This is a genomic window from Mobiluncus sp., assembly GCF_985070215.1.
In genome coordinates this window covers 1-20,263 of record NZ_CFKZQR010000037.1, presented here as the reverse complement: position 1 = coordinate 20,263, position 20,263 = coordinate 1, and the positions used below count along the sequence as shown (strand labels likewise).

Below are 20,263 nucleotides of genomic sequence, written 5' to 3'. Positions count from 1 at the left end.
TGGTAGTAGTCGTAGTAGGACACGAAGTATTCCACGGCGTTTTTCGGCAGAAGTTCCCGAAACTCAGCGGTCAGTTGGGCCGCTAACGTTTTGTTCGGTTCCAGCACAAGGGTGGGGCGCTGCAGTTTTTCGATGAGCCAAGCGGTGGTGGCGGTTTTGCCGGTGCCGGTCGCCCCCAACAGCACGACGTCTTTTTCACCGGCGTTGATTCGTTCGGCGAGTTCGGCGATGGCTTCTGGCTGGTCGCCGGAGGGGGTGTATTCGCTGACAACTTCCAGCGAAATCGGATTTTCCACCAAATCGCGAGGCAGTGCCTTTTTTTCGGTCATAGTCCCAGTGTAGGCAAATCCGACTCACCGTGCTTTGCAAAGTCTGAAAACTCCGACTCCGGGCGGTCGGACAGACTCTTCCAAAGTGCAGCCGCGTCCGCATCGAGGTCCGCGGGCGTTGTGCAATTGTCCACCCAAAACGTCGCGATGGCCTCTCGCTGCTCCCGGCTGGCTTGTGCGTCAATCCGGGCCCGAGCCTGCGCCTCGGTCAGTTGACGGTCTCGGGTGAGGCGGTCGAGGCGCACTTCCAGGGGGGCGTCCACCATGACGCAGCAGTCGAACCGGGTGTGGTTACCAGTTTCGGTCAACAGAGGAATCTCTGCCACCAGCACGTCACCCGGTTCCATTCGAACTAACACCCGGTCCATTTCCTCCCACACGAGGGGATGCAAGATGCCTTCCAGGCGGGCTTTTGCGGCGGGGTCGGAAAAGATGAGCTGTGCCAGGGCGCTGCGATTGAGCTGACCGTCGGCACACACTGATGCACCAAACGCTTCCCTAATTTGTGCCGTGGCGCACCCTTGTGGACCGGTGGCGGCACGCAGCACCTCATCCGCGTCAAAGCGAACTCCACCGAGAGCAGCTAAACAGTTGGTGAACGTTGTTTTCCCCGAACCGATTCCGCCGCTGATACCGACTTTGAGGGCACGATTATCCGGAACGGAAAACGTACGCAGCTGTTTAATCATCAAGTGCTTTCAACAAAATGTCACTGATGGCGGGATTCGCTCCCACCGTCATCAGCTGCAAGCTCAGAGTGACCGCGTCCTCCAACAAGATAGATGCTTTGTCGATGGCAGCTTTTTCACCAGTCATTGCCTGATGCATGATAGGAATAATCGCGGTGAATCCGTCCTGCAGCAAAATCTCGTGTCCCAAGCCGAGACGCGCGGTAAACGCCAAGGCAGGAATATCGTGCTGGCGAGCCAACTGTGCCACACCCCAGGGCGTCTTGCCACGTTGGGTTTGTCGGTCGAGCTGACCTTCGCCGGTCAGCACTAGGTCGGCGCCTTCCATAGCTTCATTGAGTTTCGTTGCTTCGGCTACGATCTCGAAACCGTGGCGATTTTCCGCACCCAGAGCTAGGAAAGCGGCTCCCATACCTCCAGCGGCGCCCGCACCCTCCACGTCTGACACTTTGGTACCGGTAGTCTCCTCTAACAGCCGGCCCCAATTCTTGAGGCAGCGATCGAGTTTACCCAACTGCAGCGGCTTGGCGCCCTTTTGCGGACCAAAAGAGGCAGACGCCCCGCTGGGACCGGTCAGCGGGTTACGCACATCGTTCGCGGCCACAATCTTTACTTTGCTCAAGCGCGAATCCATCCCGGATAAATCCAGGCGGGCAGCGTTAGCCAAAACATGAACTTTCGGTTCGAGCTCTTGGCCGGCCTCGTCAAAAAGTTTCGCACCGAGATTGTGCATCATGCCCCAGCCGCCATCGTTGGTCGCAGAACCGCCCAAACCGACCACGATAGTTTCAGGCTCCAAGTCCAACGCGGCTTTCAGCAACATCCCCACACCTTCAGTGTTGGATTCCATAATGTTGCGTTCCAGCATGGAAATGTACATAATCCCGCAGGCTTCAGCGGTGTCCAGCACGACCATACGCCGCGCCGGAATCCAGGTAAATTCGCCCTCCCGCTCGCGTCCCAGGGCGTCTACCGTCTTAGCCGTCTTAATTTCTCCACCATAAGCATTAAGCATGACCGCGGCGGTGCCTTCCCCGCCGTCAGCCACCGGCACCGCTACCGTTTCGGCTTCGGGGAAAATTGCTTCAACCCCGCGTTTCATCGCAGCGACTGCTTCCGCGGCGGACAAAGAACCTTTAAACGAATCCGGGGCAATGACAATTTTCACGACAGTTACCTCTCTGTGCTGCGCTCAAAATTCTGGCGGTGCTTAATATTTCATCCGGTCATCAAAAACCGTAGTATTTCTCAGCTTAAGCCACGCCGCTGGGAAATGTGGCCAAATGCTGGTGCAAAAATCGAGCATAAAAGTGATGCGGAGACCAAGCGGTCTCCGCATCACGGATAAAATTATTGCTGGCTGTCCAGCCGCGCGGGAAACTCAGAGAGTTTTACTCTCCGGCCAACTTGTCGCGCAGCGCCGCCAAAGCCTCGTCATCGGCCAAGGTACCTGAGGTATCGGCTTCTTCCTCGGTGGTGGAGCTGTAGGAAGTCTGTTCAGCTACGCCCTGAGCGATAGCAGCTTCCTTGTCGGCTTCCTGAGCAATCTTGACCTGTTCCTTGTGGGCTTCAAAACGAGCCTGAGCAGCTGCGTAGGAGGTTTCCCAAGCAGCACGCTGTTCTTCGTAGCCTTCCATCCACTCGTTCGTTTCTGGATCGAAGCCCTCGGGGTACTTGTAGTTGCCCTCAGCGTCGTATTCGGCAGACATACCGTAAAGCGAAGGATCGAAGTCGTCAGAAGTCACGTCCAGCCCCTCGTTGGCCTGCTTCAAGGACAGCGAGATACGGCGGCGTTCGAGGTCAATATCGATAACCTTGACAAAGATTTCATCACCAATCTTGGCGACCTGTTCGGGAACTTCCACGTGACGGGTGGCCAACTCGGACACGTGCACCAGGCCCTCGATACCGTCCTCGACCCGGACAAACACACCGAAGGGCACCAACTTGGTGACCTTACCAGGAACGATTTGACCGATCTTGTGCGTCCGGGCGAAGGTCTGCCACGGATCTTCCTGAGTGGCCTTCAAGGACAGGGACACGCGTTCGCGATCAAAGTCAACGTCGAGTACTTCCACGGTGACTTCCTGGCCGACCTGAACGACCTCGGAGGGGTGATCAATGTGCTTCCAGGACAGTTCGGACACGTGCACCAGGCCATCCACGCCGCCCAAATCGACGAACGCGCCGAAGTTGACGATGGAGGACACCACGCCCTTGCGAACCTGACCCTTTTGCAAAGTGGACAGGAAGGTGGTGCGCACCTCGGACTGGGTCTGTTCCAAGAAAGCGCGGCGGGACAAGACCACGTTGTTGCGGTTCTTGTCCAACTCAATGATCTTGGTTTCCAGCTGACGGCCGATGTAAGGCTGCAGGTCGCGCACGCGGCGCATTTCCACCAGGGAGGCCGGCAGGAATCCGCGCAGACCGATATCAATAATCAAGCCGCCCTTGACAACCTCGATAACGGTGCCGTTGACGACCCCGTCTTCCTGCTTCACCTTTTCGATGTCGCCCCAGGCGCGTTCATACTGAGCGCGCTTCTTGGACAGCAGCAAACGGCCTTCTTTGTCTTCCTTTTGGAGGACCAGAGCTTCGATTTCGTCACCAACTTTGACTTCCGCGTCAGGATCCACGTCATGTTTAATGGACAGTTCGCGGGAAAGAATAACGCCTTCGGTTTTGTAACCGATATCGAGCAAAACTTCGTCGCGATCAACTTTCACGACAGTACCGGAGACAAGATCGCCATCATTGAAGTACTTGATGGTCTTGTCGATTTCTTTGATGAGGTCCTCGGTCGAGCCGATGTCGTTAATGGCAACCTGAGGAACAGTAGTAGGGACATTAGTAGTATTGGACATTTAGTTGGTGACTCCAAGGTCAGGTAGTAGGAATAGTTACCGATGTCGAATCACTTCCAGACGGCTGAAAAACCACCTTAAAGCGATAAAACACCAAGCATCCATCTTACTGGATAGCGCTGGCCTATCCAAATTAAACCCGCTTAAAGCACTCTTCTGAATTGACTGACCGACCCTCCAGCGAGCGTAACCTGGTCATCGTCAGGTTTGCACACCCCGAGTCCCGGTTAGCAAACGGAAGGTGACCGAATGAAAAGGGTATGTAAAAAGTGTGGTTTAATGCAGGAATGCAGTCTATTGTGAATATTTTCAAAAAGGGTGGCATCTTGCTCTGGGTTGTCATCGCGATTGTCCTGGGTATCGTTTTCGGGCTTTTCGTTCCCAAGCCCGTCGTTGTGGTTTTCGCCACTTTCAATTCTTTGTTCGGCCAGTTCCTGAACTTCTGTATCCCGCTCATTATCATCGGGCTGGTGACCCCCGCTATTGCTGACCTCGGTTCCGGTTCAGCGAAGTGGCTGGGGTTGACCGCTTTGGTTGCCTACATCTCAACGATGTATTCCGGGTTCTTGACCTACGGCATTTCTGAGAGCGTACTGCCCAACTTCTTGCGCAACGGTTCCTTAGCTTCCGTTGCGGATCCTTCAGCATCCAACATTGCTCCGGCGGTGACATTGGAGATTCCCGCCCCGATTTCCGTGCTGGGTGCGCTCATTTTGTCCTTTATTATGGGCATCGGTTTGTCTATGGTGTCCCGCGGCACGCTGCGCCGTGCTTTCGTGGAGTTCCGCGCCATCATCATCAAGTTGATTGAAAAAGTCATTATCCCCCTGTTGCCGATTCACATCTTCGGTATCTTCCTCAATATGACAAAGACCGGTGAGGTCTACAACGTTATCGCCGTGCTGGCAGTGGTGGTCATCCTGGTTTTGGTACTGGAGGTCATTATCCTGGTCAGTCTGTACCTGGTCGGTGGTTTGGCCTTCGGGGTCAATCCGTTCAAGGCTCTGGTGACGATGCTGCCCGCCTACGCAACCGCTTTGGGGACATCCTCGTCTGCCGCTACGATTCCGGTGACATTGCGTCAGGTCAAGAAGATTGGTGTTCCCGACGCAGTCGCTTCGTTCACGGTGCCGCTGTGCGCCACCATTCACCTGGCAGGATCAACCTCGAAGATTACCGCTTTTGCGTTGGCCATCATTATGACCTCCGATATTAAGGTTAGTGTCGCCCAGTTCGTCGGCTTTATCTTTATGCTGGGTGTCACAATGGTCGCAGCTCCGGGCGTTCCCGGCGGTGCGATTATGGCAGCGACCGGTATCTTGTCCTCCATGCTGGGATTCAACGATGCACAAGTTGCGTTGATGATTGCGTCCTACATTGCCCTCGATCCATTCGGAACAGCCACGAACGTGACTGGTGACGGAGCTATCGCTATGCTGATGGCTCGTTTCTCTAGCGGCAAGATTGACGACAACGACAAAGAAATCGCCCAGAGCTTTGCCGGTGAAAACCACTTCGACTCCGATAAGTATCTCGAAGACGTGAAGTAGGCGTTGCCAAACTTACTGCGGACCGGCGCCGGGTCAAGTATCTCGGTGCCGGTCCGTGAGTTTTTAGTGGGCTGCGGCTCTCCAATTGGGTCCGATGCCCACCGAGACTTCCAGCGGGACCCGCAGTTTTGCGATACCCGTCATGGCTTTACGTACTAAAGTTTCCAAACGTTGCTCTTCGCCAGGAGCCACCTCCAAGACTAGTTCGTCATGAACTTGCAGCAGGACACGAGATTGTAGACCGTCGCGCCGCAAGTCAGCGTCGACCTGGAGCATGGCTTCTTTCATGAGGTCGGCCGCGCTGCCTTGGATGGGGGCGTTGAGAGCCGCGCGTCGGGCATTATCAGCCACGTTACGATTGGTAGAACGCAATTCCGGCAGGTAGCGGCGCCGGCCGCGCATAGTTTCGGTGTAACCAACCTTGGTGGCGGTAGCAACAATGGAATTCAAATAGTCCCTCACCCTTCCGAATCGCTCAAAATAGGTATCCATCAGCTGCTTGGCTTCTTTTTGAGAGATATTGAGCTGACCGGCTAAACCGAAAGCGCTCAATCCATAGGCCAAGCCGTAGGAAGTCGCCTTGACGTGGGAGCGCTGGGTGGAAGTCACTTCATCGGGCGTCACTCCATAAACCAAGGCCGCCACGGAACGGTGCAGGTCCTCGCCGGAGGCAAACGCCGCCAGCAGTCCCTCATCGCCGGACAGATGGGCCATAATCCGCATCTCGATCTGAGAATAATCCGCTGTCATCAAGGCGGTATACGGTTCTTGAGGCACGAACGCTTCCCGAATCTTTTGCCCGTCCGTGGTACGCGCTGGAATGTTTTGCAAGTTCGGATCAATGGAGGACAACCGTCCGGTTGCCGCCACAGTTTGCCCAAAGGTGGTGTGAATCCTGCCGTCATCCCCTACCCGGTCACGCAGATTGCGCACAATCTGTAAAAGTTTTATCCGATCACGATGGTATAAAAGTGCATCGAGGAAAGGATGCGGGTTGTACCGCGCAAGTTCCTCCAAAGCCTTCGCATCCGTTGTATACCCCGTTTTGGTCTTTTTTGTTTTAGGTAACTCCAGCTGGGTAAACAGCACATCTTGCAGCTGCTTCGGGGAGGACAGATTGACTTCGCGGCCAATGGAGTCAAAAGCGGAATGCTGAGCCATCTCGACATCAGATTGCAGACTCTGCGCGTAATCATCCAGGCAAATCGTATCGATACCAATACCGGTATATTCCATTTTTTCCAAAACTAATGACAGTGGGTTTTCCAATTCCAATAACCCGTCTACCCGGCGGAAGCGCGCCAGCTGCTGAAGCATGGGCTGCATCTGTAGCAGGGCGTAAGCGTAGATGCCTTGATTAATCAGCGTTTGGGGCCACGGCTGTGCCGGGGACTCCCCGTCTAGTTCCAGACCTAAATCCAAAGTCATCTGTTCACTGATTTTGCTGACATCGGAGGGCTTCTCCTCAATCTCCCAACCCAGCAGACGCTTCGTCACCCGGGCGAACTTAGTGCGATTCCCATCGGGATTGACCAGGTAATCGAGCATATTCACGTCCGTGACCGCACCGCCCAGTTCCCAGCCGTGGGCTCGTAACGCATGACGCAGCGATTTCGCGTCATACACGGTTTTATTTCGACTTCCCGCCAAAGTATCGCGCAGTAAATGTTCCATTTCCGGCGTAAGCTCATCAGGAACAATCAACACACACTGCCCCTGGGGAGTTTCATCTGCAGCCAACAACAGCCAGTCAATTCGCGGATTGGTCACTCCGATATTACCTACCGCCCAAATTCCTAAACTCTGGCTTTCCGTGCGTTGCAGCCACTGGGCAAACTGTGCCGGTGTGAAATCCTTTCCCAGATGAAACCGCTCAGGATCTGGTATCACTCCGAAACCATCCGCGTCTTGCGGCTCCGGTTCCATCGCAGGGCTGTTCGTCTCGCTGGATGACGCGGCGTTGGCGGAGGCGATACCGAGAGTTTGACCGAGTTTCAGAATCTGGGAGCGCATCTGATTAAACTCCAGCTCATCACAAACCGCCCGGACCTCCTGTGGATCGAATCCGGTCCAATGCAAGTCCTCCACACCAACTGGAAGCTGCAGGTCGGTGCGCAACCGGTTTAACTGACGATTCCGCAAGATGTCGTCTACGTGCTGACGAAAATTCTCCCCGCGTTTGCCGGTGAGTTCGTCACGATGCTCCAATAAAGCATCCAGTGAACCGTATTCATTCAGCCACGCGGCGGCAACTTTTTCCCCAACCAAAGGCACGCCTGGCAAATTATCGGCTTTCTCTCCGACCAGGGCGGCAATTTCTGGATACTGCTGCGGCCAGACGTCGTATTTGTCTTTTACCGCTTGGGGAGTCATACGTTTGGTGTCCGAGATGCTACGTCCCGGATACAGAACGGTAACTTCGTCTGAGATGAGCTGAAAAGTGTCGCGGTCCCCTGACGAAACCAACACCTCCATGCCGTTTTTGGTCCCTTTTGCCGTCAAAGTCGCCAAGATGTCATCCGCCTCGACATTGGGTTCCGTCAACCACTTAATCCCCATCGCACTCAGTAACTTTTGGATATTTTCAACTTGTCCGATAAATTCCGGTGGCGTTTCGGAACGGCCTCCTTTGTAGTCCGGATAGATGTCAGTACGAAAGGAGTGACGAGAAAGGTCGAAAGCTGCCCCGATATGAGTGGGCTTCTCAGTGCGAATCATCGTCAGCAGCATAGAGAAAAATCCGTGTACCGCATTAGTATAGACACCGGTGGAGGTGCGGAAGTGTTCCGGGTCACGGCTAAAGAAAGCCCGAAAAGCCAAGGAATGCCCATCCAATACCAGTAAACGTCTTTTACTCATGTCTGTAGGTTATCAAGAACCCCGGAGGTAAGAATGGATCGGGATAATCTGGGCCCTGCTATAGAGAAAATGGGCATTACGTTTTCTGAACTCAGCGCCGAACATGCGGTCGGTATCATGCCGCTGGAAGGTAATACCCAACCATTTGGGATACTGCACGGCGGAGCCGCGGCTCTCCTGGCGGAGTCTGTCGCGTCTTTTGCTGCTTACCAGTGGGCTAAACAGTTCGGCAAAAGCGCCGTGGGAGCGCATCTGGACATCACCCATATCAAACCGGGAATCAGCGGCCGCATCATCTGCACCGCCGATGCGGTTCACCTGGGACGACGCACCGCGGTGTACCGTTTTGACAACACCAGCGAGGACACCGGCAAGATTATCTCAACCGGCCTCATGACTTGTTACCTGGTGGAACAGCCGAATTAATCGCCGAGCTGGTCAATCACCGCATCCGCAACTTCACGCATGGACAAACGGCGATCCATCGACGTTTTTTGAATCCAACGGAACGCTTCCGGTTCGGTCAGTTCCATCTTTTCCATCAAGAGACCTTTGGCGCGGTCTACCTGTTTGCGGGTGTTGAGCCGGTCTTGCAGGTCAGCAATGGAATCTTCCAAAGAAAGTAACTCCTGGTGGCGTGACAGAGCGACCTCTACGGCGGGCAATAAATCCTTGGGGTCAAACGGTTTCACCAGGTAAGCCATAGTGCCGGCATCCTTGGCGCGTTCGATGAGTTCCTTGTCGGAAAAAGCGGTGAGCATCACGATGGCACAAGGGGCTTCTTTCATGATTTTTTCGGAGGCCGCAATACCATCGAGCTTCGGCATTTTGATGTCCATGACTATCAAGTCAGGTTCCAATTCCAAAGCCAAGGTTACGGCTTCCTCGCCATCGGCAGCTTCGCCGACCACGTCGAAATCGTTTTCTTTCATAGTTTCGACAATGTCGAGGCGGATTAAGGCCTCGTCTTCGGCCACAATTACTCGCCGGTGCTCTTTGGTGTCCTTTGCTGCAGATGCCGTCTTCGCCATCTCTTCAGATCCCCCTTGTAAGTGGACTCGATTTGCTTTTCTCGTTAGATACTTTAGTATATATGAAGTCTTTGCGGCGGTTATTTACCTAACCTTCACAGAGAATGCCCTGGTAGCCCAACTGGTAGAGGCGGTCGGCTCAAACCCGGCTTGTTAAGGGTTCGAATCCCTTCCGGGGTACCGAACATTTACCGATTATCCTTCGATAATCGGTAAATTTTTATTTTGCGAAAATGTTGCGTTAAGTTCTGGTAAATTCACGAAATTGCACGTCGAGGCGGCTCTACAATGTAAGAGAACTCATCGACCACGACGCAAGGAAACATAGTGTCAAACGTGATTGAAGTCCAAGGACTGACCAAGGACTACAAAACATTGCGCGCCCTGGACGGACTGAGCCTGGAAGTCCGCCAAGGCGAGATTCTGGGACTGTTGGGCCCCAATGGCTCCGGCAAATCTACCGCCATCAACTGCATGCTATCGTTGCTGAAATTCCACAGCGGGACCGTGAAAATTTTTGGCGACACTATGCGCCCTGATGCTTACGACATAAAACGCCGGATTGGCGTGGTGTTTCAAGACGTGGCGGTGTTCAACGAGTTGAGCGTGGCGCAAAATCTGGAGTACTTCTGCGGTCTGTACGTGCCGAATAAGGTGAAACGTGACCAGATGATTGCCGCTGCGGTGGAGCTGGTGGGACTACAGGATTATCTGAAATTCCGCCCCAAGCAGCTCTCCGGCGGTCTGCTGCGTCGGCTGAACCTCGCCTGCGGCATTGCACACGAACCCGAACTCATCTTTCTCGATGAGCCAACCGTGGCTGTTGACCCGCAAAGCCGCAACAACATCCTTGACGGCATCGTCACCCTGCGTGACCGGGGCGCAACGGTGGTCTACACCACCCACTATATGGAAGAAGTCGAACAGATTTGCGACCGCATCATCATCCTTGACAAGGGGAAAATCATCGCCCAGGGCAGCGTCAACGAACTCAAGCAATTGTCCAATATCGAGGAAAAAGTCACCGTCCAGGGCACCGAGTTTCCCCCCTCCCTGTTGGAAAAACTCCGCAGCGACCCCCAAATCCAATCCGTAGAATCAAAGAACCGCAGCGTGGAAATCATTTATGCACACGGTCAAAACAATGTCTCGGCGCTGATTCACGAACTTGTAGAATCGAGCGTTTCCTATGAGTCAATCTATTCCGAACGCCCCACGCTGAACGATGTGTTCTTGCAGCTGACCGGCAAGGAACTGCGTGACTGAGATGGGACACTTGGTTTTATATAACGCAAAAGACCTGGTCAGCAACCGCTCTTTAGTTTTTTGGACCTTGGCGTTCCCAATTCTTTTGGGGATATTGTTCAAGGTGGCCTTGGGCGACATCGTTAACAAGGAAGCCTTCGACACGGTGCCGGTAGCGGTCGTGAACTCCCAGGTCTATAAGGATAGTGCCTTTAAAATTGCCTTCGACGAGTTGATGAAGGCCGGAGACACCAGCGTGACCGGCAGCGACAAACCCCTTCTGGAGGTAACGGAAGTATCCAGCCTGGAGGCAGGGAAAAAGCTACTCCAGGATGAAACAGTCGATGGAATCATTGAGATTACCGGCACCCCTAGTGAGGGTATGGTCAAAGACGCCCAGGCGAAACTGACTATCACCACTAACGGGCTGAACCAGACCATCCTCAAGTTCATTCTCGACGAAATTTCCCAGCGTGTCGATATGATTTCCACCCTCACCGAACGAGAAATCACCGCGCAGCTAGCCGCATTGACACCACCCGCAACCGGCATATCCGACGGCACTGCCGGACCTCCGTCAGCAGCTCTCGCTTTCAATACCGAACAAATAGCCAAATCTGTCCAAGACCAGCTCAGTTCTAGTGGCTTTATTCTGCAAGACCGCAGCCCCAAATCGATGGACCTGTTAATGGCGGAGTTCTTTTCCCTTGTAGCTATGGCGGCTCTCTACGGGGGAATGTTTTCGCTGACAATCATGAATAACGCTCAGCCACCGCTGGGGGTTATCGGTCGGCGCATCGCCGTGTCCCCGACCAGTAAGTCTAAGCTGATTATTTCCGGCATCATCACCAGCTACCTGGTGGAATTGATTGGACTGCTGGCGTTGCTGGTGCTGTGCCATTTCCTGTTCCAGGTCGATTTCGGCGCAAACTGGGGGTTGACCATGCTACTGACCTCGGTAGGAGCCCTAGCAGGTCTGAGTTTCGGGGCGGCCATTTCCACCTTGGTTCCCGGCGGAGAGAACGCCAAGATTGGCGTCCTCATCGCGGTGACCATGCTGGGGGCGATGCTGGCAGGCATGATGGGCGGAGCGATGCGCTACGCGGTAGATTTTCACTTTCCGATGCTCAACAAGTTTAATCCGGTCGCCCTCATCACCGATGGCTACTATAACCTGTTCTTTCACCCTGGATACGGCGGATACTGGCAGGATATCGTCATTTTGTTGATGATCTCCGCGGTCATGCTCGGTACTTCCGTCATCGTCCTGAGGAGGCAGCGCTATGACAGTCTTTAGAGGTTTCGTGCGGGTATTATCCCGAAATCTCGGTTTTGTCGCTATTTTTACCGCCATCATGGTGGTGATGGGTCTGATGGCTTACCAGTCTCCTCCGGGCGGAGCCGAGAACTTTACCGCCGATAAACCCAAAGTGATACTCATTAATCAAGGTTCTGAAACGGCCCTGACCCGCGCATTTGAAAGCTATCTGCGTCAGCGTACCAGCGAAGCTGACGTGAATAGCACCGATCGCGAGATTGATGATGCCCTGTATTACGAGGCGCTGGCCTATGCGGTGTACCTGCCGGCGGACTTCACTGACCAGATTCTGAAAGGTCAAGAACCCACGGTCGGAATCAAGTCACGCGCCTCCGCACAGAGCGCTTCGGCCGAGGCCCTGGTGACACGCTTTCTGCGTTTGGCCACCGGCTACGGTAAATACCTCACCGATGAGGACGAACTGGTCAAAGCAATTGAGTCCAGCGCGAAGCTGTCGACAGATGTTGTCCTCACCAGCCAACTGGACACGAAAACCCTGAAACTGACGGCGGGGCTGTATAACTTCGGCAGCTACACCCTCATGGCGGGCTGCGTCTATGTCATCACCATGGTGCTGGCGGCGTTCGCAGAGGTCAATGTGCGCCGGCGTACCATTGTTTCCTCGGCTAATCCGTTGCGAATTGACCTGAATCTCAACCTAGGCTGCGCCATCATTATGCTGCTGCTGGCAGCTTTGAACGTAGGGCTGGTGTCGGTGTTGATACCCGAGTCCTGGGCCACTGGACGAGGAGGGCTCTTTGCCCTGAACACCTTCGTCTTTGGGCTGCCAGTATTGGCTTTAGGTTTCCTCATTACCAAGATTACGACCAACAAGGAGGCCTTGAGCGCCATCGTGAACGTGGTGGCTCTGGCCAGCGCGTTCCTTTGCGGTGCTTTCATTCCCACCCATCTGATGCCCGAGTCGGTCGTTGCAGTCGGACACGTGCTGCCCACCTTTTACTACATCGACAACAACAATGCCTCGGCGCAAATGTCGACCTTCAGTGGTGCTGCCGCCAACCAATTCTGGGTCAATATCGCAGTTCAAATTGGGTTCGCGGTTGTGTTCTGGATAACGTCCCTAATCTTGGAACACGTCCGGCGCAGGGCCTAGGTTTACGGCATATAGGTATGCCAAATTTATGCTCCGACAACACCGGGTTGCGCACCTTTGTGAAGATGCGTTTACTCACCCATAATGGTGATTTCGTCAGGTTTTTGGGGTAGAACTTTGCGAATGTAGGAATCGATGGCTTCGTGTAAACTGACCTGTTCCCCGCGGTTTTCCGACAGGTACCAGCGGTGATCCAGAATCTCATGAAACACCTGAGCCGGCTCCAGCTTTGACAGCAATTCCTCGGGAAGAGCCGCCAAGATTGGCTCGTATACTTTCGTCAGCCACCGGTGCGCCACCACGTCAAGCGGTACGTTTTCGAGATGATTGAGCATTCGGAAAGTCTGCATATCGTTAATCATGCGCCGCCCCTGATTTTCCTGAACATCGAGGCCGGTCAGGCGCATCACCTGGCGATGGTAGTGTCCAGAATCCACAACCTTAGGCTGAATCAGCAGTTGGCGAGCTCCCTCCGCAGTGTCGGTCTTCATCTTAAGTTCCCCTACATCAAAGCCCAGATCATTCAAACGACGAATGCGATCCTCGATACGCCAGGTTTCATCCGCATCGAAAGTCTCTACAGAGGTCAGTTCATCCCACAAGGCGTCGTAGCGGTCTTGGAGAAGGTTACCGATTTCAACGGTGTCAGCGGCTTCGTCAAGAGTGCCCCCTGCCTGGAGATCCATCAGCTCACCGATGATGTTCACTCGAGCTATTTCGACATCGTAGGAACGTTGCCCATAGGTCAAGCCCTCAGGATGCAACTCGCCGGTTTCCGCGTCGACCAGATAAGCGGCAAATGCTCCGGCGTCACGCCGAAATAATGTGTTCGAAAGAGAGACATCTCCCCAATAGAACCCCAGCAGATGCAACCTGACCAGCAGCACCGCCAGAGAATCGATGAGGCGAGTGGCCGTCTCGGGACTCATGTTTGCGTTGAACAAAGTCCGGTAAGGCAGGGAAAACGGCAGGTGATAGGTCACCAGGGCACTATTGAGTTCTTCCCCGGCTGCGTCGGTACGGTGGGTGACGTGAGCTAACGGTTGCACCACCGGCTGTTCCAAACGCACCAAATCGCGCAACAGGGAATACTCGTGACGTGCCTTTTCCTCCGAAATTTCTTTCACCGCGATGATTCTCGGTCCGAGGTTCACAAAACGCACAACGTGTCGTGAAATTCCATGCGGGAAAGAGGCGATATAGCGCTCTGGCCATTCCTTCAAGGGTAATTCCCAAGGCAAATCCAGTAAAGCGGGTTCCGCGGTGGCCGCGGTAACTGAGAACGTCACTCCCCTAGTGTAAGCTAAGACAATAATTAATTATTGATTCCAAACTGAAATTTATCTGAGAAAGTGAAGTATTTGATGAGCCGAAAAATTGGGTTTGACCACGACTTATACATCAAAATGCAGTCCAAACATATCGCGGAGCGTCGCCAGGAAATCGGGGGGCGACTCTACCTAGAGATGGGTGGCAAGCTCTACGACGATATGCACGCCTCCAGAGTCCTGCCAGGGTTCACACCGGACAACAAAATTTCGATGCTACGCCAGTTAAAGGACGAAATTGAGATTTTGGTTTGTGTCAGTGCCTTGGATTTACAGCGGCAAAAACGGCGTGCTGATTTGGATATTACTTACGAAGATGACGTGCTGCGGCTCATTGACGTGTTTCGCGAAGGCGGTTTCCTGGTCGAAAACGTAGTGATGACCCAACTCGCGGACGACAACGCCCTGGCTTTCGCGTTCAAGGAGCGCCTGGAAAGACTGGGGTTGAAAGTCGCTAGACACCGCATTATCGAGGGGTATCCCTCTAATACAAAGTTGGTTTTGTCCGAGGACGGTTTTGGTCGGAATGACTATGTGGAGGTCAGCCGCGACCTTATCGTCGTTACCGCCCCCGGTCCGGGCTCCGGCAAACTGGCAACCTGCCTCTCTCAGGTCTACCACGACAATAAACGCGGTATCGAAGCCGGCTACGCCAAGTTTGAACCCTTCCCAATTTGGACCCTGCCGTTGGAACATCCAGTGAACTTGGCTTACCAAGCCGCCACCGCGGACTTGGAGGACATCAACCTCATCGACCCCTACCATTTGGCAGCACACGGCGTACAAGTCACCAGCTACAACCGCGATACAGAAACGTTCCCGCTACTGAAAACTATGTTGGAACAGCTCACCGGTAAATCTCCCTATCAAAGTCCTACTGACATGGGAGTTAATATGGCGGGCTACTGTATCAGTGACGACGAGGTGTGTCAGGAAGCCGCGCGTCAAGAAATTATCCGGCGCTACTATAAAGCGCTGGTTGAACAAGCCCGGGACGGCCGGGATTCCGAGGAATCAACTCGTATCTCGGTGTTGATGGCGAAAGCGGGCACCTCCACCTGGGAGCGTCACGTGGTAGGTGCAGCCCTAGAAGTTGAAGCCGCCACCAACCAGCCCGGCAGCGCTATTGAACTACACGATGGCACGATTATCACCGGCAAGACCTCGGCTTTGCTGGGCTGTTCCGCCGCGATGCTACTGAACGCGTTGAAATATCTGGCAGACATCGATCCGGAGCTGGACCTGCTGTCTCGCGAGTCGATTGAGCCTATCCAAACCTTAAAGACCCAGCATTTGGGCTCGCGCAATCCCCGCCTGCACACCGATGAAGTACTGATTGCCCTGTCCGTTTCCGCCGGGACTTCTGCCGAAGCCCGCGCCGCCCTGGGTATGCTCAAGGAACTGGATGGCACGAACGTACACACGACCACTATCTTGGGGTCGGTGGACGAAGGGATCTTTAGAAACCTCGGAATCCAAGTCACTTCGGAACCCAAGTTCCAGCGCAAGCGCCTGTACCGTAAACGCTAGAACACCCCCTTCCGGTGTGACTCTGAACTTTTACTATAACCATTCGGGTGAGCCCCTCAGGAGCTCACCCGAATGCGTATCGCTACCAGGAAACAGCTCTTAAACTTGATGATAGCTGAATAAGTATTGCCATCACGCTAGTGCACCAGGGCCAGCTCGGACCAGTGCGTAGTGCCGCGGTTAGATAGCATCTCTCGTTTCATAGTCCAGTCCGGGGCGGCTTTCAGTCCCGCCAGACCCAGCCCTACAGAGCCCTCTCCCACCGCCGCGTTGACCCGGTCAATAATTTTTCCCCGCCGTTGAGCTTCCGGATCCGGGGCAAACATGGGTAGCGGCTCTTGCGGGTCAGGTTTGCCCAGGTCTGTCAGGCAGATGCCCGCCCGCACGTAATCCGCTCGCGGATCGACTTGTCCCAGCAGAACTTTCGCGGCCGCTTTCAGGACTGTCACCGGGTCGTCAGTGCGCGGGTGTAGCGGAGCCATCGCGCTGATTCGTGAAAACGGCTCTTTGTACCAGGCAGTGGACGCAAAAGCCCACAGAGCCCCGGCGGTCATCTGTTGGCGGCGCAGACGGCGCGTCACATTTTGGGAGTAAATGGAGAGGACCTGATAAGCCTGCGTGACTCCGCGCACCGGCGTAGAAAATGAACGCGAATACATGACCTGATAAGTGCGCACCGCATCCCGTTCAATAATTTCGATACAGGGCACCCCATTGAGTTCCAGCACTGTTTGCTGCAGATTTACGTTGAAACGGCGGCGAATTTCGCTGGGGTCAGCTCTCTGTAGTTGCAACGCATCCGTGATTCCCAGAGCCTCCAGGCGCTTTTTGAGGCGTCGCCCCACTCCCCATAAGTCGCCGATTTCGGTACCGCGTAGAATCCGGTCGTGCTGGGCTGGGGTATAAGCGTCCCAGCTGGCCACCCCGCCCAGGGCCGGGGTATGTTTGGCGCCGTGGGAAGCGAGTTTTGCCAAAGTCCGGGTCGGGGCGATTCCAACCGAAACTGTCACCCCCAGGTCGTGCAGGATTCGGGACCGTAAACTGCGGGCTATACCTAGGAGCTCCGCGGGTCTGCCGTAGAGCGTCAGGAATGCCTCATCGATGGAATAGACCTCTACCGAGGCGGAAAACTGGCGCAAGATTTCCATGATTCGCGCCGAGATAGATCCGTAAAGTTCGTAGTTACTAGACCGGGCTACCACGCCGCAGGCCTCGGCCCACGCCCGGATTTGAAACCACGGCATGCCCATCTTAATGCCCAAGGCTTTTGCCTCCCGCGAGCGCGCCACCACGCAACCGTCATTGTTAGACAACACCACTACCGGACGCCCGGAAAGCTCCGGATGAAAAATCCGTTCGCAGCTGGCAAAGCAGGAATCTACGTCTACTAAGGCAAACCGATGCACCAGCCCGCTCTGGTATTCCTCCGTCTCGCGGGCTGTTTCCCCGCAGCTGGGAGTGCACTCCAGTGCGCGGCGGACCCCTGGGTTCAGAGCCGGTGCAGACATCGCGTCACCACCCCCCAAATTTGCAATTCGGAGGGGTGAAGTATGGGATAGGTCGGATTAGCGGGGTGCAGTTCCGGGCCGTGAGCCCCAAAGTGCAGGCGTTTCACTGTCATTTCACCGTCAATAACAGCGATAACGACATTGCCGTCCCCTGCCTCTAAGGAGCGGTCCACAATGAGTTCGTCTCCATCGCTGATGCCCGCGTTAATCATGGAGTCCCCCGCGACCCGCACCAGGAAAGTCGCGGGTCGATTGCGGATAAGGTGTTCGTTCAAATCAATGTCGCGGTCAAAGTAATCCTGAGACGGTGAAGGCCACCCTGCCGGCACCAAATCCGGCGCAAAAGGAAGACCGGGGTGCGGCGCTGACTGCGCTAATGCGTAGGGGCGCCACGATTTCACAGACCGCACAGTATCGAACATATGTTCGATTTTAGCATATTTTGTCCCGTTTGGTCAGAAAGCCAAAAATTCGCGGCAAGCCCGAGGGCCTACCGCGAATTAACACTGAAAGCGCCTAGCTGTTAGGCAGCTGCCGAAACCAAATCCAGTCCCAAGAAATCCAGAGCCCGGACCCGGCGAGCACCGCCCTCGTTCAAGTCACGCAAAGCCGACTCAATCATCGGATCGTGACGGTAAGCGTCAAACCAGGGACGCGCCACCTCGGACAGAATTGACCGTGGGGACAAGTTAAGCGCTTGACGATCAGAGTTACGGTCAAAAAGCGACCAAGTCAGATGATGTATAGATTCATTCATATTCATTATGTTTACCTTCTTCCTCTTCATCTTCTGAGGGACGGACGCATAGGTTGCGTCGGTAATCCCCCGCAGTAAAACCCCCTTGGAATTACTGCCTCAATATGACCATTATACCGTAACAATCGTAAAATCGCTGTTTAAACTGGGTTAGGACCAGGTACAAGTTTATTTTTCGGGCTTTTTTACAGTATCGGCAGTCGTGTTTGTCTCGGCTTCGGATTCGGCGTCACAAGAGGATTGTCCTCGGTTAGGCTCTGTGGGTGGCGTTTCCGGTGAATCCGGGGCGGGGTGTGGAGCCTCAGTCAGGACAGCAGGCAGTTTGCGGTGCCGAGCCGCCGCGAACACGGCTAGTCCCACAACGGCGATGACACCAGCGACGACTTGGAACCAGCGGACTCCCCCGGCCACCGTGTACTGGTAGTCGATGCGCACAAACTCCAGGGAAAACCGTCCCAAACTGTACAGGAACAGGTACAGACCAATGATTTCCCACGCACACAGGCGTCCCCAGGACTGACCGGTCGCGGGGCAAACATTGACTTGTTGGGCGAACTCGGAATCATGGGAACGCTTGCGAATCATTTCATACAGCAGCAAGATACCCATGGCCAAAAGGTTCCAGATAATTTCATAGAGGAAAGTTGGGTGGAACAGGGTTCCGGGGGCTGTGTTGGCCGGAGCCATCTGGGGGCTAATCTCTAGCCCCCAAGGCAGGGTCGTAGCTTTACCGTAGACTTCCTGGTTAAAGTAGTTGCCCAGACGGCCTAAGGCTTGGGCGGCCAGAACCGTGGGTGCCAGGGCATCTAAGAACACCCCCAGGGGTTGCTTCTTGAAACGCAGGAAGCACACGGCGGCGAGGAAGCCACCGATTAGACCACCATAGATGGCCAAACCGCCTTGCCAGATGGCAAAGGGTTTCCACCACGGAATACCGGGGCCAAAGTAGTCGCCGGGATAGGAAAATACCGCCATAGCCCGCGCCCCGACAATACCCAAGAGGCAAATCCAGATTCCGATGTCGCCCACCAGTTCGGGCTTGCCTCCGCGGGCTTGGTAACGCTTGGAGGTCCAAAAAATCGCCAGCGCCATACCCAAGATAATCCAAAAAGCATACCAGCGGATTGTGAGCGGCCCGAGGCTGAGCAAAATCGGCGAAGGCGGGGAGGGAATGCTGGCACGAACAGCGGAAAAAAGGTAGCTGGAGGAAAGTGGTGCCGAAAGTGCTGCGGCAAAAATCAGGGAGGACATCAATCGTGCCCCTCGGCGTTATGACGATAGCGGGAGGCTCGGTCAGGCCGCAAAGCGGGATGCTGCGCCGCGGAAGTCATCTTGCGCAACAGAGTCACGGGATCCGGGGAACGCACCAGCGCCTCGCCGACCAAGATAGCGTCAGCCCCGACTCGGGCATAGTCAAAAACTTCCTGTGGGCCGTGGACCCCGGATTCGGCCACCACGGTGATGTCGGGAGGAATCACGTCAATAGTTTGCTCGCACATGGACAGGTCTACCGCGCCTGTTTCCCGGTCTCGGGCGTTGATGCCGATGAGGCGCGCCCCAGCGGAAATGGCTTGGCGTGCCTCCAAACGAGAATGGCATTCCACTAGGGCGCACATACCCAGGGAATGCGTCCGTTCCACCAATGCTTCCAGCACCATAGGCTCAAGCAAAGCCACCATCAGCAGCACCATGTCCGCACCCATCGCCCGCGACTCGTGAATCTGGTAGGGAGTGACTACGTATTCTTTCCGCAACATCGGCACGTCCAGTGCGCGGCGGACCTGCACGAAGTCTTCGGTGGTGCCCAGGTAATTGGGGCGATCAGTCACCACGGAAACCGCTACTGCCCCGCCTTCGATGTATTTTCGGGCCAATTCCACCGGATCTTCAATGGGATTGAGAAAACCTGCTGTCGGAGTCTGCCGTTTAATTTCCCCCATAATGGCCACAAAACCGGGGCGGGAGTGCAGCACCGCCAGGCCATCTTTCGGGCTGGGAGTGTGGCGGGCTTGTTCTTTCACAAGTTCCAAAGGCAGGGTGGCCTCACGCAGGGCCACCTCGGCTTTGGCTTGGCGATAAAACTCCTCATACGTCAGCATCAGCGTCCCACCGTCCCTATCGGCCGGTCGCCCGGGCCGCAC

Annotated in this window: 18 protein-coding genes and 1 tRNA gene; 7 read left to right on the top strand and 12 right to left on the bottom strand. The window is 54.9% G+C overall.

Annotation, left to right across the window (positions count from 1 at the left end):
* From AC5LBQ_RS07595 to rpsA, 4 genes are all read right to left on the bottom strand, one after another.
* Nucleotides 1–329 (bottom strand): DEAD/DEAH box helicase family protein (locus AC5LBQ_RS07595; RefSeq protein WP_493265098.1); only part of this gene is annotated, 329 nt, incomplete at its 3' end.
* The gene (gene coaE / locus AC5LBQ_RS07590; RefSeq protein ID WP_493265097.1) at nt 326–1,018 is read right to left on the bottom strand and encodes a dephospho-CoA kinase; all 693 of its coding nucleotides are present in this window, start codon (nt 1,016–1,018) and stop codon (nt 326–328) included. The genes AC5LBQ_RS07595 and coaE, both read right to left, overlap by 4 nt.
* The gene (locus tag AC5LBQ_RS07585; protein WP_295026696.1) at nt 1,011–2,186 is read right to left on the bottom strand and encodes a glycerate kinase; all 1,176 of its coding nucleotides are present in this window, start codon (nt 2,184–2,186) and stop codon (nt 1,011–1,013) included. The genes coaE and AC5LBQ_RS07585 overlap by 8 nt, the downstream gene beginning before the upstream one ends.
* Nucleotides 2,187–2,409: 223 nt before the next feature.
* Nucleotides 2,410–3,882 carry a 30S ribosomal protein S1 gene (gene rpsA, locus AC5LBQ_RS07580; protein ID WP_295026694.1) on the bottom strand — a complete coding sequence of 491 codons (1,473 nt, stop codon included), beginning with the start codon at nt 3,880–3,882 and terminating at the stop codon, nt 2,410–2,412.
* A 287-nt stretch (nt 3,883–4,169) separates the two neighbouring features.
* On the opposite strand from rpsA, the gene AC5LBQ_RS07575 reads away from it, so the two are divergent.
* Nucleotides 4,170–5,432: a dicarboxylate/amino acid:cation symporter gene (locus tag AC5LBQ_RS07575; protein WP_297346224.1), complete on the top strand. Its 1,263-nt coding sequence runs from the start codon at nt 4,170–4,172 to the stop codon at nt 5,430–5,432.
* A gap of 63 nt (nt 5,433–5,495) precedes the next feature.
* On the opposite strand, the gene polA is transcribed toward AC5LBQ_RS07575, so the two are convergent.
* Nucleotides 5,496–8,291 (bottom strand): DNA polymerase I, encoded by a 2,796-nt coding sequence (gene polA / locus AC5LBQ_RS07570; protein ID WP_493265096.1) that lies wholly within the window; start codon nt 8,289–8,291, stop codon nt 5,496–5,498.
* A 33-nt stretch (nt 8,292–8,324) separates the two neighbouring features.
* Between polA and AC5LBQ_RS07565 the strand changes: the two genes are divergently transcribed.
* A complete protein-coding gene (locus AC5LBQ_RS07565) occupies nt 8,325–8,717 on the top strand; it encodes a PaaI family thioesterase (protein WP_295026689.1) in 393 nt (130 codons plus the stop codon).
* On the opposite strand, the gene AC5LBQ_RS07560 is transcribed toward AC5LBQ_RS07565, so the two are convergent.
* Nucleotides 8,714–9,322 (bottom strand): ANTAR domain-containing response regulator, encoded by a 609-nt coding sequence (locus AC5LBQ_RS07560; RefSeq protein ID WP_493265095.1) that lies wholly within the window; start codon nt 9,320–9,322, stop codon nt 8,714–8,716. The genes AC5LBQ_RS07565 and AC5LBQ_RS07560 overlap by 4 nt on opposite strands.
* 106 nt (nt 9,323–9,428) lie before the next feature.
* Here AC5LBQ_RS07560 and AC5LBQ_RS07555 point away from each other — a divergent pair.
* The 4 genes from AC5LBQ_RS07555 to AC5LBQ_RS07540 all read left to right on the top strand — a co-directional run bounded on the left by AC5LBQ_RS07555 (nt 9,429) and on the right by AC5LBQ_RS07540 (nt 12,999).
* Nucleotides 9,429–9,502, top strand: a tRNA-Leu gene (locus tag AC5LBQ_RS07555).
* A 147-nt stretch (nt 9,503–9,649) separates the two neighbouring features.
* Nucleotides 9,650–10,588, top strand: coding sequence for an ABC transporter ATP-binding protein (locus AC5LBQ_RS07550; protein WP_307741562.1), 939 nt, complete (start codon nt 9,650–9,652; stop codon nt 10,586–10,588).
* A gap of 1 nt (nt 10,589) precedes the next feature.
* Nucleotides 10,590–11,864: an ABC transporter permease gene (locus AC5LBQ_RS07545; protein ID WP_493265099.1), complete on the top strand. Its 1,275-nt coding sequence runs from the start codon at nt 10,590–10,592 to the stop codon at nt 11,862–11,864.
* Entirely contained in the window at nt 11,851–12,999 is a 1,149-nt protein-coding gene (locus AC5LBQ_RS07540) for an ABC transporter permease (RefSeq protein WP_493265094.1), read from the top strand. The genes AC5LBQ_RS07545 and AC5LBQ_RS07540 overlap by 14 nt, the downstream gene beginning before the upstream one ends.
* A 71-nt stretch (nt 13,000–13,070) precedes the next feature.
* On the opposite strand, the gene AC5LBQ_RS07535 is transcribed toward AC5LBQ_RS07540, so the two are convergent.
* Nucleotides 13,071–14,288, bottom strand: a complete 1,218-nt coding sequence (locus AC5LBQ_RS07535) for a DUF4032 domain-containing protein (RefSeq protein WP_297346069.1) — start codon at nt 14,286–14,288, stop codon at nt 13,071–13,073.
* A gap of 75 nt (nt 14,289–14,363) precedes the next feature.
* Here AC5LBQ_RS07535 and AC5LBQ_RS07530 point away from each other — a divergent pair, with 75 nt between their 5' ends.
* The gene (locus AC5LBQ_RS07530; RefSeq protein WP_493265093.1) at nt 14,364–15,857 is read left to right on the top strand and encodes a DUF1846 domain-containing protein; all 1,494 of its coding nucleotides are present in this window, start codon (nt 14,364–14,366) and stop codon (nt 15,855–15,857) included.
* Nucleotides 15,858–15,994: 137 nt separating this feature from the next.
* Here AC5LBQ_RS07530 and AC5LBQ_RS07525 read toward each other — a convergent pair whose 3' ends face one another.
* The 5 genes from AC5LBQ_RS07525 to AC5LBQ_RS07505 form a co-directional block, all read right to left on the bottom strand.
* Nucleotides 15,995–17,365 (bottom strand): Y-family DNA polymerase, encoded by a 1,371-nt coding sequence (locus tag AC5LBQ_RS07525; RefSeq protein ID WP_493265092.1) that lies wholly within the window; start codon nt 17,363–17,365, stop codon nt 15,995–15,997.
* Nucleotides 17,347–17,787 carry a LexA family protein gene (locus AC5LBQ_RS07520; protein ID WP_297346072.1) on the bottom strand — a complete coding sequence of 147 codons (441 nt, stop codon included), beginning with the start codon at nt 17,785–17,787 and terminating at the stop codon, nt 17,347–17,349. The genes AC5LBQ_RS07525 and AC5LBQ_RS07520 overlap by 19 nt, the downstream gene beginning before the upstream one ends.
* Before the next feature lie 101 nt (nt 17,788–17,888).
* A complete protein-coding gene (locus AC5LBQ_RS07515) occupies nt 17,889–18,128 on the bottom strand; it encodes a hypothetical protein (protein WP_296179808.1) in 240 nt (79 codons plus the stop codon).
* A 162-nt stretch (nt 18,129–18,290) separates the two neighbouring features.
* On the bottom strand, nt 18,291–19,373 hold the full coding sequence (gene lgt, locus AC5LBQ_RS07510; RefSeq protein WP_297346073.1) for a prolipoprotein diacylglyceryl transferase: 1,083 nt from the start codon (nt 19,371–19,373) through the stop codon (nt 18,291–18,293).
* A complete protein-coding gene (locus AC5LBQ_RS07505) occupies nt 19,373–20,221 on the bottom strand; it encodes an indole-3-glycerol phosphate synthase TrpC (RefSeq protein WP_297346074.1) in 849 nt (282 codons plus the stop codon). Before AC5LBQ_RS07505 ends, lgt begins: the two co-directional genes overlap by 1 nt.
* Between the last annotated feature and the right edge of the window lie 42 nt (nt 20,222–20,263).

Bases quoted from the DNA above. Each gene is read 5' to 3' on its own strand.
- AC5LBQ_RS07575 (WP_297346224.1), top strand. From the start codon at position 4,170: ATGCAGTCTATTGTGAATATTTTCAAAAAGGGTGGCATCTTGCTCTGG.
- AC5LBQ_RS07515 (WP_296179808.1), bottom strand. From the start codon at position 18,128: ATGAATATGAATGAATCTATACATCATCTGACTTGGTCGCTTTTTGAC.
- AC5LBQ_RS07565 (WP_295026689.1), top strand. From the start codon at position 8,325: ATGGATCGGGATAATCTGGGCCCTGCTATAGAGAAAATGGGCATTACG.
- AC5LBQ_RS07540 (WP_493265094.1), top strand. From the start codon at position 11,851: ATGACAGTCTTTAGAGGTTTCGTGCGGGTATTATCCCGAAATCTCGGT.
- lgt (WP_297346073.1), bottom strand. From the start codon at position 19,373: ATGTCCTCCCTGATTTTTGCCGCAGCACTTTCGGCACCACTTTCCTCC.
- AC5LBQ_RS07530 (WP_493265093.1), top strand. From the start codon at position 14,364: ATGAGCCGAAAAATTGGGTTTGACCACGACTTATACATCAAAATGCAG.
- AC5LBQ_RS07560 (WP_493265095.1), bottom strand. From the start codon at position 9,322: ATGGCGAAGACGGCATCTGCAGCAAAGGACACCAAAGAGCACCGGCGA.
- AC5LBQ_RS07520 (WP_297346072.1), bottom strand. From the start codon at position 17,787: ATGTTCGATACTGTGCGGTCTGTGAAATCGTGGCGCCCCTACGCATTA.
- AC5LBQ_RS07545 (WP_493265099.1), top strand. From the start codon at position 10,590: ATGGGACACTTGGTTTTATATAACGCAAAAGACCTGGTCAGCAACCGC.
- polA (WP_493265096.1), bottom strand. From the start codon at position 8,291: ATGAGTAAAAGACGTTTACTGGTATTGGATGGGCATTCCTTGGCTTTT.
- rpsA (WP_295026694.1), bottom strand. From the start codon at position 3,882: ATGTCCAATACTACTAATGTCCCTACTACTGTTCCTCAGGTTGCCATT.
- coaE (WP_493265097.1), bottom strand. From the start codon at position 1,018: ATGATTAAACAGCTGCGTACGTTTTCCGTTCCGGATAATCGTGCCCTC.
- AC5LBQ_RS07505 (WP_297346074.1), bottom strand. From the start codon at position 20,221: ATGCTGACGTATGAGGAGTTTTATCGCCAAGCCAAAGCCGAGGTGGCC.
- AC5LBQ_RS07525 (WP_493265092.1), bottom strand. From the start codon at position 17,365: ATGTCTGCACCGGCTCTGAACCCAGGGGTCCGCCGCGCACTGGAGTGC.